Here is a 13,521-nt window from a genome sequence, read left to right as displayed (position 1 = left end):
AATGTGGCACAGAGATGCGTCGGAACGATCGCGTCACGCCCGAACGTGTGCGCCCGGTCGTCATCCGTGTCGGTGAGGGATCATGCGGAGCATGAGCGACGACCACACACACGTCCAGGAATTCTTCTCGGCCCGTGCCGCCGACTGGGACAGCCGGTTCCCGGACGACGGCCCCGCCTACGCCGCCGCGGTCGCGGAGCTCGGGCTGCGTGCGGGCGACCGCGTGCTCGACGCTGGCTGCGGCACCGGACGTGCCCTGCCGCCCCTGCGGGCGGCCGTGGGGCCCTCGGGAGTGGTCGTGGGGGCGGATCTGACCCCGGCCATGCTCCAGGCGGCGGTACGGGCCGGCAGGGACCGCGACGGACGGCTGCTGCTCGCCGACGTGGCGGCGCTGCCGCTCCGTTCCCGGTCGCTCGACGCCGTCTTCGGAGCGGGCCTGATCTCCCATCTGCCCAGTCCGTCCGAGAACCTGCGCGAGTTGGCCCGGGTGGTGCGGCCCGGCGGCGTCCTGGCCCTGTTCCATCCGATCGGCAGGGCCGCGCTCGCCGCGCGCCAGGGACGGCAGGTCACGCCGGAGGACCTGCGCGCCGAGCCCAACCTCCGTCCGCTGCTGTCCGGTTCGGGGTGGCGCATGCGCTCGTACGTCGACGAGGACGACCGCTTCCTGGCCCTGGCCGTCCGCGCGGACTGAACTTGGTCACTCCTTCCCGGCGACCGCCGCGGCGAAGGCGTCGGGGTTGTCGAACATGACGTTGTGTCCGGCGCCGGGGACGGTCACCACGCGCACTCCTGCCGCCTCCAGTGCTTCTCGCCCCTCCACCTCGCCGCTGAGTTCGCCCTGGAGGTACACGCGCTCGATCGGCAGGCCTTCGAGGATCGCTCGCATCGTGGGCGCCGATCCCCGCCTGAGTCCGGCCGCGCTGCGGTGCAGGGCGCGCGGGTCGGCCAGCCGCATGGTCGCCGCCCACAGGGGGCCGGCCTTCGCGAGCACGCGCGCGTGGCCGCCTGCCACGAAGTCGTCCTCCTCGTAGGCGTCGATCCAGGTGCTGCCCGCCGTGGCCGGGGGCGCGGCGTCGAGGTTGGCCTCGGTGAGGACCAGCCGGGAGACGAGCTCGGGCCTCCGGTGGGCGAGCACGAGCGCGACCGACCCGCCCATGCTGTGCGCGATCAGTTCGGCACCGGTCAGGTGCGCGGCGTCCAGGACGGCCGCCAGGGCGTCCGCGTGGTCCTCCAGCGTGTATCCGAAGTCCTCGGGGCGATCGCTCGTGCCGTGTCCGGGCAGATCGACGAACAGGCTGCGGCGGCCCGCGAGTTCGGGTCGGGCCGCGATGTGCGCGTGATAGACGGCCGAGACCGCTCCCAGCCCGTGCACGTACACGCGTGCCGGTTCCTCACCGGGCGTCTCGGTCCAGCGGATGCGGCTTCCCCTGCCGTCGAACTCGGCCTGCCTCATGTGCCCCTCCTCGGTTGTCCACCCAGGACAATACATCGGTACCGATGTATTACGTAGCCGCAGTATGACGGCAGGGAGGTACAGCGTCGGTGCGGCAGAATGCGTGCATGCTGGAGCTCGCCATCCTCGGATTCCTCTACGACACCCCGCTGCACGGCTATGAGCTGCGCAAACGCATCACGGCGCTGGCGGGTCACGTGCGTCCCGTGGCCGAGAGCACGCTCTATCCGGCCATCAAGCGGCTGGAGAAGGCGGGGTTGCTGGCGCGGGCGACGGAGCCCGGTGCCGTGGCCGCGCCCCGCCACGTCCTGACGCTCACCGCCGAGGGCCGCCAGGAGCTGCGCCGCCGGCTCGCCGAACCGGCCACGCGTGACATCACCGACGAGAACCGGTGGTTCACGGTTCTCGCCTTCCTGCGGCACCTGGACGACTCCGGCGCGCAGGCGGCCGTGCTGCGGCGCCGGCTCGCCTTCCTGGAGGAGCCCGCGAGCTTCTTCTACGAGGGCGACCGTCCGTTGCGCGCCGAGGAGTTGGACGATCCGTTCCGGCGCGGAGTGCTGACCATCGCCCGCGCCACGTCCCAGGCCGAGCTCGGCTGGCTGCGCGAGACGATCACGTCGCTCTCCGGGTGATCAGGACACCGGGGACCCGGGCTTCTCCGGTGCCGCCGGCGGCTCGGTCGGCGTCGGCGCGGGCGGGCCGAAGAGGACGGCCCTGGCCACGGGCGGGGCGAACAGGGCGGTGACCGGCTCGGAGAGCGTCAGGACGGCCCGGAAGGCCCGCCCCACGACGGGGTCGCCCGGGGCGCGCTCCTGCACGCGGCTCAGGTACCACCCGGCGAACCGGTCCGCGGACCCGCCGTCGGTCGCCGTGCCGACCGCGCCCGGCATCTTGCGGTCCGCCCCGGCGGAGATGTCCCACGCGAGCCGGGACGCCGCGAGGAGCGCCCGCTGCACCCGCCGTGTCGTGGGCGTGCGGCGCCGGTCGGCCAGCGCTTCCCGCAGGGCGACCGCGCTCATCGCGGCGACGGCCATGCCCTGTCCGTAGATCGGGTTGAAGGTGCACAGGGCGTCGCCGGTGGCGAGGAAGCCTGCCGGACGGCCGAGCAGGTCGTAACGTCGGCGGACGTTCGCGGTCCTCCGGTAGCCGAACGCCGGGGACAGCGGTTCGGCCCCGTCCAGCCACCGGTGCAGCAGCGGGTGCGGCAGCCTCTTGGCGTACGTCACGAACTGGTCGTCCCCGGTGGGGGGTTCGTCGCCGCGCAGACCCGAGACGATCACCAGGTGGGTGCCGTCCTCCAGGGGCAGCGCACCTCCGGCGTGCACCTGCTCGGGGTCCGGATAGGCGTAGTAGCCGCGGGTCTCGCCGTCGAGGGCGCCGTCCGTGCCGCGGTAGACGCGGGAGGCGTAGGCGAGGCCGGTGTCGATGGTCTCCTCGTGCGGCGGCTCGGCGCCGATCGCCGTGAGCCACTGCGCGGCCTTCGTACCGCTGCCGGAGGCGTCGACGACCAGATCGGCCTCCAAGGGGCGGGGCTTCGCGCGGGCCTCTCCGGAACGGTCCCGCACCAGCACACCACGCACGCGTGTGGCGTCACCGAGCAGTCCGACGACGTCGGTCGCCTCCAGCACGCTGATCACCGGGTCGGCGAGGACGCGCCGCCGCACCAGTTCCTCGAGCTGCGCGCGGGAGCCGGTGTAGATGTGCGTCGTCGCGGACACCCGCCGGAACCAGCGTCCGCTCTGCCACAGCACCATGTCCTCCGGCATGCCCACGCGAGGGGCGCCCGCCTCCCTCAGCTCCGTCAGGAACCCCGGCAGCAACGACTCCAGGGCCGTCTGGCCGCCCTTGAGCAGGACGTGCGGGTGGCGCCCCTGCGGCACGCCGGGCCGTGGCTGCGCGCCCTGCGGGTAGCGGTCGCGCTCGACGACGGTCACCCGGTCGACGTGCCCGGCCAGGACGTGGGCCGCGAGCAGCCCCGCGAGACTTCCGCCCACGACGACGGCATGCCGTCCGCTCCGGCCGCCGCCCGCTCCCCGACTGCCCTTGTCCGCGGCAGCGTTCACCGATCCACTCCCTTGGTCGCCATGTCGCGAGAAGACACAAGTATCCCGTCCCGCCGAACAGGTTGACCGTTTTCCGGCCCTTCTTCCGGCCCTTCCGAACGCGGCCGGACGGCGGCCTTCGCGCCGACCTCGACCGCACGGTGACGCTCCGGCCCTCTTCTGCCGTCGGCGTCGCGACCTTACGTTGAGGAGCGGAAGACGAAGGTGCGACGGGATCACATCACGCTGGGGGAAGGTGGTCGGCATGTGGGACAGGATCCGCAGGTCCGGTACCAGGATCGTCGATTCGTTGCGCACCGAGCCGCCCGCCGGCGGCCGGGAGACCCGCCCGCACAACCTGTTCGAGGCCGCCGCCGCGTACGTCTCGGCCTGCGCGGAGGACGACCAGGACAGGATCGACGAGGCCTCGGCGTGGGTCTCGCCGGAGGCGCTGTCGTTCGGGGTCAACGAACTCGCGTGCCGGGCTGTGATCGCCCTCGCGCGGGAGCGCGACGAGTCCCCGCGTACGGTGGCACGGGCGCTCCTCGGACTGCCGGCGGCCTGAGCGGCCGGGAAGGGATGGTCGATTCGCCCCGTCCAGCCGGAAAACTGCAGCTCCGGGTGTTCTTGGAGGTCGTGACAAGCGCCTTCCTCGCACACTAGGGTGCGCGCCGTTGGACGAACCGATGGGGAGGCTGGGATGGCCGGGACGGACGAGGACGCCGTCGCCGCCGCGGACGACGCGCTCTATGTGCTGACGGCGGTGCTGCTGACGCCGGCGAAGTTCCCGAGCGTGCTGGGCGACGACTATCCGGAGGCCTGCGCGGCGCTCGGTCTGGCTCCGCTGGCGGACGGGTACGGCCTGGTGCTCGGCCAGGACGGGAGCGGCGCCAGGTGGACCGTCGTCATCGACGACGTCTCGCTGGTCGCCGTCGCCATCGCGTCCTGGGACTGCGGCATGGAGTACGACCTCTCGCCTGACGAGCGCACGGTCGTGGCCGCCCTGCCCGGCTGGCCGCTCGCGGTCGCCGTCGCCGCGCCCGGTGTGCCTGCTCCGCACGACCCCGATCCCGGGATCGTCGACGGGCCGCTGCTGGCGCCGCCGGACACCTCGACGTGGGGATCCGCCCAGCGACGCCTGGGTGCCGACGAGATCGCGCTGCAATGGGCGATGTGGCGGGAACAGATCGACGACGCGGCCTTCTCGAGCCCGGACGGCGGGTCCGCGGCGGGTGCCGAGCCGGTGAACGGCGGGACCGCGAAGGGCGCGACCGCGGATGGCGTGACGGCGGAAGGCGTGACGGCGGACGGCGTGACGGATGGCGCGCTCTCGGGCCGCGACGCTCCGGACCGCGATGCCCGCGACGCCTCCGCCCCGGGTGCCTCGGCCGGCGATGCAGCGCAGAACGGGCGCACGGGCGGCGATGCCGCGCAGGACGGGCGCACAGGCGGTGAGGCCGGGGAAGACGGTGCGGCCGTGGACGGGGGGCCGGGAGACATGGCCTCGGGCAGCCGTACCGCAAGTGGCGGTGGCGTCGCGGGATCCACGGCTTCCGGCGCGACCGGGAGGTCTGCCTTCAAGGGGCACAGCGGTGTGCGGCGGGTCCTCGCGGAGGCCCGCGCCTACGTGGACTCGCCGCCGCCGCTCGGGCGGGTCCGGTCGTCCTTCGCGTCGGGCGACGCGCGGACGCTGCGCGCCGACGGTCCCGGCTGGTCACTGGTGGCCAGGACCGACGACATCGCGTTCGTGCTGCTCGACGACGAGCCCGGGGAGGTCCTGCCGGTGGGCCGGGGCCCGGAGCTGCCGGGGCTGCTGGAAGCGCTCGACAAGATGGCCGTGCGTCCCAGCTGAGCCGCCGTGCCGCACCGTCCGGGTCCGCCGTCCCCCGGCCGGTGCGGGTGCGTCAGCGGCCGAGTTCCTTGCGGGTGACGCGGCGCAGCCGGCGCCGCTGTGAGGGGTCCAGGGTGAGGTAGGCGGCGGCCGGGACTCCCAGGACGATCAGGAGTGCGGCCCACCAGGGCAGCCAGATCAGCAGGAGCAGTCCGACCGCCACTCCCCCCACGGCGATCTTCGCGTTCTTCGACATGTGCGTCGCCTCCTTCGCGGCGGTTGCCGCTCTCTGTCCGAGAGACGGGTCCGCTCTCTGTCCAGAGAAACGGGTCCGCGCTTCCCGCAGTTCCGTACCGCGACCCTGAGACATCCCTGAGACCTCGCCCCGAGACGCCCCGGACGCGCGGCCCGCTAGTGGTCCGCCCGCAACGGCTCGCCGACCTCGTGCATGTGGCTCAGTGCCTGTCGGTAGGAGTCGACGAGCCCTGTCTCCGTGTAGGGGATACCCAGTTCCCGGCAGTGGGCGCGCACCAGCGGCCGGGCGAGGCGCAGATGGGGCCGGGGCATGCTGGGGAACAGGTGGTGCTCGATCTGGTAGTTGAGGCCGCCGAGGAACCAGTCCGTGAGGGTGCCGCCGCGGATGTTGCGGGAGGTGAGCACCTGGCGGCGCAGGTGGCCCCAGGACTCGCCGTCCGGGTCCGGCATCTCCATGCCCTTGTGGTTCGGGGCGAAGGCCATCCCGAGGTGCAGGCCGAACAGCGCCTGGTGGAGCGCGGCGAAGGCCAGCGCCTTCCCGGGGGACAGGGTGGTCAGCAGCAGGGTGGCGTAGGCGGCGACGTGGGCCACCAGGAGAGCGCCCTCGACGGCACGCTCCCCCGGTGCCTGTCGGCGCAGGTCCCGGAAGCCCTGGATCTTCAGGGCGATGCCCTCCAGGAGAGTGAGCGGGAAGAACAGCCAGGCCTGGTGGCGGGTGAGCCAGCGCCTGAAGCCGGTGCGCCCCGTGGCCTGTTCGCCGGTGAAGACGAGGATGTCGGCGGCGACGTCGGGGTCCTTGTCGATGTGGTTGGGGTTGGCGTGGTGGCGGTTGTGCTTGTGGTTCCACCACGAGTAGCTCATCCCGAGCAGCAGGTTGCCGTGGAGGAGGCCGATGAGGCGGCCGGTCGCCCTGTCGCCGGTGATCTGCGCGTGGCCGGCGTCGTGCCCTATGAAGGCGGTGCGGGCGCAGAACACGGCGAGGAGCGGGGCCAGCAGCAGGGTTCGCCAGGAGTCGCCGGACAGGGCGACGGCCGTGACGAGTCCGGCGAGGGCGAGCGTGTTGACGGCGACGGTCCGGGCGTACCAGCCGTGGCGGCGCTCCAGGAGTCCCTGCTCCTTCACCGTGCGCAGCAGGGGTGCGAACTCGCTTCCGCCGGGCGGGGATCCGGACGTACCGCGCGGGCGGGGTACGACAGTTGCGGCACTCAGGGGCATGTCCGGACTCCGGCTCTCTCAGGAAAACGTGCTGACCTGAGGAAACGTACGGACCGGTGACCTGCCGCGACCATGCGGCGGCCCCCCGTGTACGTGCGGGGGCCAGCACCGGGCGCGCAGGGGGGCTGACAACACCCTCCGCGCGGATGTGACGCAGAGCACGGCCTCAAGGGTCGAGCGGTCAGGTACCCTCGACCACTCCGACCAAGTAGTCAAGTTTGAGGAGTCCCGCGATCCCTGTTCAGCGGTTCCCCGCGGCATCACCGTCCGACATCTCCGAACTGGCTTCTTGCTGTGCCGTGTTCGTGCCCGGCGACCCGGCCCGGACCGGCAGGGTGGCCTTCTGGCGGCTCGACGGCGCTCGTCCCCCCTCGGTCGCGCCGGGGACCGTCGAGGACCTGGCGCTCGTGCGGCCCGACGAGGGCGGTGTCGGGCTGGTGAGCCTGCCCGCGCTGCTGCTCCCGGTCCGTGCCGCCCTGCCGGTCCTCACGCGTGCGCGTACCTCCCCGCACGGGCACCGGGCGACGGTGTTCTGGGGTGCCGCGAGCTTGCTGGCCCTGCAGTGCGTGGCGCGGGGGCTGCTGCTGCCCGGCCTGTCCCCCGCCGACCACGACGCCTGGCGCGTGGGTCCCCTGGTCGCCGCGGACGTCGAGCGGGTCCGCAGGCTCGCCGCGGCGATGCCGCCCGAGGCGCACGCCGTCCCGTTGAGCACCAACGAGTCGCTGAGCACCGCCGAACCGCTGAGCACCGCGCCATCGTCGAGCACCGCTGTACCGCTGAGCACCGCCGAACCGCTGCGGCTGCCCGATCCCGAACAGTTGCTGCGCGCCTTCCTCGACGCGGTCGCCGACGCCCTGCCCCGTTCCCCCGCGGCGCCCCTCGTGACGGGCGGGCCCGCCTACGCGGCCCGGGAACCGCAGCACATGCCCGAGCAGCGGGCGTGGGCGGCCGATGTCGCCGCGGGCCACGACGCGGGCGTCCGCGTCTCGTTGCGGATCGAGGCGCACGGACCGGACGGAGGTGGGGAGCCGGCCTTCCGGGCCGTTCTCCAGGTGCACAGCGTGAGCGATCCGACGCTGGTGGCGGACGCCGCCGACGTGTGGGGCGGCGCCACCGCCTTCGGCCCCCACGCGCGGATGGACGGGCTGCTGGCGCTCCGACGGGCGGCACGCGCGTGGCCCCCGCTCACCCCGCTGCTCTCGGCGGCCGTGCCGGACGCGGTCGAACTCGCCGACGAGGAGATCGCCGATCTGCTCTCGGCGGGCGCACGGGCGCTGTCCGAGCTGGGCGTCGAGGTGCACTGGCCGAAGGGCATGGCCAGAAGGCTCACCACGCGCGCGACGGTCGGTCCCCCGGACGGCCACGACCGGGTCCCGTCGGACACTCCGTCGTTTCTGTCCGCCGACGCCCTGCTCTCGTTCGACTGGTCGTTCGCGCTGGGCGACCAGCAGCTCACGCACGGGGAACTGGACAGGCTGGCGGAGGCGGACCGGCCGGTGGTGAGGCTGCGGGACCAGTGGGTGCTGGTCGACCCGCAGGAGGTGCGCCGGGCCCGTGCGCGGCAGGACCGCAAGGTGACGCCCGTGGACGCCCTGAGGGCCGCCTTGACGGGCTCCGCCGAGGTCGACGGCAGCCGGGTCGACGTGCGGCCCACCGGGTGGCTGACGGCCCTGCGGGACCGGCTCGCGGACCCGGAGGGCCAGGAGCCGGTCCCGCAACCCGCCGCGCTCGCCGCGACCTTGCGGGACTACCAGCGCCGCGGCCTGAACTGGCTGGCCCGTATGACGTCGTCGGGCCTCGGCTGCTGTCTGGCCGATGACATGGGACTCGGCAAGACGATCACCTTGATCGCGCTGCACCTGCACCGGCAGACCGACCCGGAGACCGCCGGTCCCACCCTCGTGGTGTGCCCGACGTCCCTGATGGGCAACTGGCAGCGCGAGATCGAGAAGTTCGCACCGGGTACGCCCGTGCGCCGCTTCCACGGTCCGCGGCGCGAGCTCGACGGCCTGGCCGACGGGGAGTTCGTGCTCACCACGTACGGCACCATGCGGCTGGACGCGTCCCGGCTCGCCGAGGCCGCGTGGGGGATGGTCGTGGCGGACGAGGCGCAGCACGTGAAGAACCCGTACTCGGCGACCGCACGGGAGCTGCGCTCGATCGGGGCACGCGCACGCGTGGCGCTCACCGGAACCCCGGTGGAGAACAACCTGTCGGAGCTGTGGGCGATCCTCGACTGGACCACGCCGGGGCTGCTGGGACGGCTCGGCGCTTTCCGCGCCCGGTACGCGCAGGCCGTCGAGAGCGGTCAGGACCCGGCGGCCGCGGAGCGTCTGAACCGGCTCGTGCGCCCCTTCCTGCTGCGGCGCCGCAAGTCGGATCCCGGCATCGCCCCGGAGCTGCCGCCGAAGACGGAGACCGACCGTGCCGTGTCGCTGACCCCGGAACAGGCCGGTCTGTACGAGGCCGTGGTGCGCGAGACCCTGGAGGAGATCGCGGGGGCGGACAGCATGGCGCGGCGCGGTCTGATCGTGAAGCTGCTGACCGGGCTCAAGCAGATCTGCAACCATCCCGCGCAGTTCCTGAAGGAGGAGGAGCCGGTCATCGCCGGCCGTTCCGGGAAGCTGGAACTGCTGGACGAACTCCTCGACACCATGGTCGCCGAGGGGGCGGGCGTCCTGGTGTTCACGCAGTACGTGCGCATGGCCCGGCTGATCGAGCGGCATCTCGCGGCGCGCGGTCTGCCGTCGCAGTTCCTGCACGGCGGGACACCGGTCGCCCGGCGTGAGGCGATGGTGCGGCGCTTCCAGGGCGGTGAAGTGCCGGTGTTCCTGCTGTCGTTGAAGGCGGCGGGCACCGGCCTGAACCTCACCCGCGCCGAGCACGTCGTGCACTACGACCGGTGGTGGAACCCGGCCGTCGAGGCGCAGGCCACCGACCGCGCGTACCGCATCGGCCAGACGCGTCCGGTGCAGGTGCACCGGCTGATCGCCGAGGGCACGGTCGAGGACCGCATCGCCGACATGCTGCTCCGCAAGAGGGAGTTGGCCGACGCGGTGCTCGGCTCCGGCGAGGCGGCGCTGACCGAGCTGACGGACGCGGAGCTGGCCGATCTGGTGGAACTGCGAGGGGGCGCACGATGACGGGGCACGAGGGTGACACGGAACGCACGTTCACGGCGCTGCCGCCCGCGCACGGGCGGGGCTTCGCCCGGACGTGGTGGGGCCAGGCCTGGCTGCGGGCCCTGGAGGACACCGCGCTGGACTCGGGGCAGGTGAAGACGGGCCGCGGCCTCGCACGCGCGGGGGCGGTGGGTGCCGTGTCGGTGCGTCCCGGGCGCATCACGGCCGTCGTGCAGGACCGGGACGGCACCGCGCACCGCGCCGACGTCCTGCTGGCCGAACTGTCGGACGGCCAGTGGGACCGTCTCCTCGACATGGCCGTGGAGCGAGCCGGGCACGTCGCGGCGCTGCTGGACCGCGAGATGCCGCCGCACCTGGTGGAGGACGCGGCGTCCGAGGGCATCGAACTCCTGCCGGGGCTGGGCGATCTGGAGCCGGAGTGCGACTGCGGCGCCTGGGACCACTGCGGGCACACGGCGGCACTCTGCTACCAGATGGCCCGTCTGCTGGACCAGGACCCCTTCGTGCTGCTGCTGATGCGCGGCCGGGGCGAGCAGGCCCTCCTGGACGACCTCCAGACCCGCAGCAGTGCCGTGCCGGCAACAGAGGCTCCCGAACCGGAAGGAGTGGATGCCGCCGAGGCGTACGCGGCCGGCGACATCCTGCCGCCCCTGCCCGAGCCCGCCGAACCGCCCGAGGAGCCCGGCCTGCCGCCCGCACTGGACACCGAGGCGCCACCGGGACCGGGAGTCGACCCGGTCGCCGTCCGCCACCTGGCCGCCCGGACCGCCGTGGAGGCACACCGGCTCCTCGCGGAGGCCCTCCGGCAACCGTCCGAAGGCCACGCGTGCATGCCCGAGTTGCCTCTCGGTGCGGACGCCGTACGCCTCGCCGTCGCCGCACCCGACCGGGTGCTGACGGAACGTCTCGCCGCCGGATCGGGGCGCACTCCGGAGTCGCTGGCGGACGCCACGCACGCGTGGGGGCTCGGAGGCGCGGACGCGCTGTCCGTACTGGAGGAGGAATGGGAGCCCTCGGGCGGTGCGCTCGCACGCGCGCGTGCCGCTCTGGACGCGGCCTGGGACGAGGACGAACGGCCGGAGCTCACGACGGACGGCAACCGGTGGACGGTCGTCGGCGCGCCGGCCCAGGTGCGCCTGGGGCGGGACGGCCGGTGGTGGCCGTACCGGGAGGAGCGCGGACGCTGGAGGCCCGCGGGCCCGGCCGCGCTGGACCCGGCGACGGCCCTGGCCTCGGCGGAACTCGCCGCGGCCGAAGGCACGGGATAGTCCAGGGGGTCCCGCAGGAGCCGGGCCAGGTGGAGGGACCGGGCAGGTGGAGGGGGCCGGGCAGGGTGGAGGGACCGGGCAGGTGGAGGGGGCCAGTCGCACCGGGCACCCCACGTCGCCCCCGGCGAGCACCCGGCACGCGCGTGCGTGTCACGGCGCGCGCCGGGTCGACGCGCGCCGGACGCCACCCGTTCACCCGCCGGTCGTACGGCGTTCCGGGCGGCGCCCAAATCTGGCCGCTGTCAGCGAACTCGGTTCCCCAGGAGGACCCATGTCCCCGCGCTCCACCGGCCGACGGCCCGTCAGACGCACCGCCGCGGCGGGCGTACCCCTCGCTCTGGTCGCCGCCCTGGGCGCGGCGGGCCCGGCCACGGGTGCCCCGGCCGACGAGGCGAGGGTCGTCCGTACGGCGACGCTCGGCGACATCCCGCTCGGCGCGTTCAGCAACGGGCTGCTGCCGGGCACGGTGGACGACGACCGCGGGGTGGACCTCGGCGGCATCGGCAGCGACATCTTCCCGACGGGCCGCAAGGGCGAGTTCTGGACCGTCACCGACCGCGGCCCCAACGGCCAGATCAAGGTGGCCGGCACGAAGCGCCGCACCTTCCCCGTACCGGGCTTCGATCCGGCGATCGTGAGGATCCGCGTGTGCGGCGGCACCGTGAAGGTGCTCGACGCGATCCCGATCACCACCTCCTCCGGCAGAGCCGTCACGGGGCTGTCCAACCAGCGGGGGCGTGACGAGGCCCCGTACGACTACGACGCGCTTACGGCGCTGCCGTACGACCCGAACGGTCTGGACACCGAGGGCATCGTGCGGGCGAAGGACGGAACGTTCTGGCTCGTCGACGAGTACGGGCCGAGCCTGGTGCACGTCTCCGCGCGCGGGAAGGTCCTCACGCGCTATGTCCCCGAGGGGCTGAACCTCACCGGGGCCGGCTACCCGGTGGTGGAGGCGTTGCCGTCGGTGCTGCTGCACCGGAAGACCAACCGCGGCTTCGAGGGGCTCGCCCAACTGCCCGGCGGTGACCTGGTGCTGGCCCTGCAGAGCCCGCTCTCCCTGCCCGACACGGACGCCGGAGAGGCCTCGCGGAACACCCGGCTGCTGCGCTTCTCACCGGGCAAGAAGGCGGTCACCGCGGAGTACGCGTACCGCTTCGACCCCGTGGACGTCGTGGACCCGGGCGAGGACGACACGTCCGAGCTCAAGATCTCCTCCGTCGTCGCGGTGGGCGGCGACCGGCTGCTGGTCGAGGAACGCACCGACAAGGCCGCGCGCCTCCATCTGGTGCGCCTGAACCGGTCCTCGGACATCCTCGGCGGCTCATGGGACGACGCCACCACGTCTCCCTCGCTGGAGCAGCTCGACGATCCGGCAGCCTCGGGTGTGCCTGTGCTCGCCAAGAAGCTCGTCGTCGACCTGGGCACGGTCGCCGGCGTGCCCGGGAAGATCGAGGGCGTCGCGCGCGTGGATCACGACACGCTCGCCCTGATCAACGACAACGACTTCGGGATGACGGACGGAACCGGGGCGTTCGACGCCGACGGCAGGCTGGTGGACAGCGGGGTGGAGACGACGGTGACGTACGTCAGGCTGCCGCACCGACTCTGACCCGTCCCGGTCGCCCGGCCGCCCGATCACCCGATCAGGGACGGGAGCAACGACTCCAGATCGCTCGGGAACTCGCTGGGCAGGTCGCTCGGCAACTGCGACGGGAGCTCGCTCGGCAACTCGCTGGGGAGCTGGGTGGGCAGACTGAACGACGGCTCGGGAGAACCGCTCGTACTGTTCGACGGGGGCGGACTCTCGTCCGGCGAGTCGTCGTTGCCCGACGCCATGAACACCACGACGACGACGGCCAGCGCCGCCACGATCACGGCGAGGAGCGCGAACAACGGGCCACGGCGGCGTCGTGGGGCGCCGGGACCGGGTCCGTCCGGGCCGTGACCGACGGACGGTATCGGCTGGGTCGACGGCATACCGCCGTACTGGTGCGGGCCGTTGCGCCCGAAGTCGTCAGGAGGCGGTCCGAAGCCCCCGCCCGGAGGCGGGGTGTCACCCGGCGGTCCGGGCGGCTGGGGCGGTACCGGCGGCATGGCCATACCGTCCACGGTCGCCTCGAACCGGTCGGCGGGCGAGGCCCGCGCGGACGTTGATACGGCCTCATACCGTGGACCGCACGATTCCGGCACATTCCGCGCGGGAAGCGCAGCGGCGGGCGGCGGGCGGCGGGCGGCGGGCGGCGGGTGATGCGAACAGGTACCACGGCCACGGTCCCGGTGAGTGGATCACGGCAGGCGCACGGCCCACGCC

The 13,521-nt window shown here is 73.5% G+C and carries 12 protein-coding genes; 7 read left to right on the top strand and 5 right to left on the bottom strand.

Annotation, left to right across the window (positions count from 1 at the left end):
* Positions 1–91 precede the first annotated feature (91 nt).
* Positions 92–691 (top strand): class I SAM-dependent methyltransferase, encoded by a 600-nt coding sequence (locus ACIQJT_RS10200; RefSeq protein ID WP_402641761.1) that lies wholly within the window; start codon positions 92–94, stop codon positions 689–691.
* 6 nt (positions 692–697) lie between these two features.
* On the opposite strand, the gene ACIQJT_RS10195 is transcribed toward ACIQJT_RS10200, so the two are convergent.
* The gene (locus ACIQJT_RS10195; RefSeq protein ID WP_402641758.1) at positions 698–1,453 is read right to left on the bottom strand and encodes an alpha/beta fold hydrolase; all 756 of its coding nucleotides are present in this window, start codon (positions 1,451–1,453) and stop codon (positions 698–700) included.
* A gap of 107 nt (positions 1,454–1,560) precedes the next feature.
* On the opposite strand from ACIQJT_RS10195, the gene ACIQJT_RS10190 reads away from it, so the two are divergent.
* The gene (locus tag ACIQJT_RS10190) at positions 1,561–2,085 is read left to right on the top strand and encodes a PadR family transcriptional regulator (RefSeq protein WP_402641755.1); all 525 of its coding nucleotides are present in this window, start codon (positions 1,561–1,563) and stop codon (positions 2,083–2,085) included.
* Here the strand turns inward: ACIQJT_RS10190 and ACIQJT_RS10185 are convergent, their stop codons facing one another.
* Positions 2,086–3,447 carry an FAD-dependent oxidoreductase gene (locus ACIQJT_RS10185; protein WP_402642594.1) on the bottom strand — a complete coding sequence of 454 codons (1,362 nt, stop codon included), beginning with the start codon at positions 3,445–3,447 and terminating at the stop codon, positions 2,086–2,088.
* A gap of 313 nt (positions 3,448–3,760) precedes the next feature.
* Between ACIQJT_RS10185 and ACIQJT_RS10180 the strand changes: the two genes are divergently transcribed.
* Together ACIQJT_RS10180 and ACIQJT_RS10175 are read left to right on the top strand one after the other, a co-directional pair.
* Positions 3,761–4,060, top strand: coding sequence for a hypothetical protein (locus ACIQJT_RS10180; protein WP_365448712.1), 300 nt, complete (start codon positions 3,761–3,763; stop codon positions 4,058–4,060).
* Positions 4,061–4,195: 135 nt separating this feature from the next.
* Positions 4,196–5,347 carry a hypothetical protein gene (locus tag ACIQJT_RS10175; protein WP_402641751.1) on the top strand — a complete coding sequence of 384 codons (1,152 nt, stop codon included), beginning with the start codon at positions 4,196–4,198 and terminating at the stop codon, positions 5,345–5,347.
* Positions 5,348–5,399: 52 nt separating this feature from the next.
* Here ACIQJT_RS10175 and ACIQJT_RS10170 read toward each other — a convergent pair whose 3' ends face one another.
* Entirely contained in the window at positions 5,400–5,582 is a 183-nt protein-coding gene (locus ACIQJT_RS10170; protein WP_365448708.1) for a hypothetical protein, read from the bottom strand.
* Between the two features lie 155 nt (positions 5,583–5,737).
* Positions 5,738–6,796 carry a fatty acid desaturase family protein gene (locus ACIQJT_RS10165; protein ID WP_402641749.1) on the bottom strand — a complete coding sequence of 353 codons (1,059 nt, stop codon included), beginning with the start codon at positions 6,794–6,796 and terminating at the stop codon, positions 5,738–5,740.
* Positions 6,797–7,095: 299 nt separating this feature from the next.
* On the opposite strand from ACIQJT_RS10165, the gene ACIQJT_RS10160 reads away from it, so the two are divergent.
* The 3 genes from ACIQJT_RS10160 to ACIQJT_RS10150 all read left to right on the top strand — a co-directional run bounded on the left by ACIQJT_RS10160 (position 7,096) and on the right by ACIQJT_RS10150 (position 12,819).
* Positions 7,096–9,939, top strand: a complete 2,844-nt coding sequence (locus tag ACIQJT_RS10160) for a DEAD/DEAH box helicase (protein ID WP_402641746.1) — start codon at positions 7,096–7,098, stop codon at positions 9,937–9,939.
* Complete coding sequence (locus tag ACIQJT_RS10155; RefSeq protein ID WP_402641744.1) at positions 9,936–11,207, top strand: SWF or SNF family helicase; 1,272 nt, start codon at positions 9,936–9,938, stop codon at positions 11,205–11,207. The genes ACIQJT_RS10160 and ACIQJT_RS10155 overlap by 4 nt, the downstream gene beginning before the upstream one ends.
* A 271-nt stretch (positions 11,208–11,478) precedes the next feature.
* A complete protein-coding gene (locus ACIQJT_RS10150; protein ID WP_402641741.1) occupies positions 11,479–12,819 on the top strand; it encodes an esterase-like activity of phytase family protein in 1,341 nt (446 codons plus the stop codon).
* 26 nt (positions 12,820–12,845) lie between these two features.
* Here the strand turns inward: ACIQJT_RS10150 and ACIQJT_RS10145 are convergent, their stop codons facing one another.
* Positions 12,846–13,310 carry a hypothetical protein gene (locus ACIQJT_RS10145; RefSeq protein WP_402641739.1) on the bottom strand — a complete coding sequence of 155 codons (465 nt, stop codon included), beginning with the start codon at positions 13,308–13,310 and terminating at the stop codon, positions 12,846–12,848.
* Positions 13,311–13,521: the final 211 nt, after the last annotated feature.

Origin of the sequence: Streptomyces sp. NPDC091972 (assembly GCF_044756385.1) — a bacterium.
GTDB lineage: Bacteria > Actinomycetota > Actinomycetes > Streptomycetales > Streptomycetaceae > Streptomyces.
Note: the sequence above shows the minus strand (reverse complement) of the source record. Positions and strands in the feature narration are given on the sequence as shown.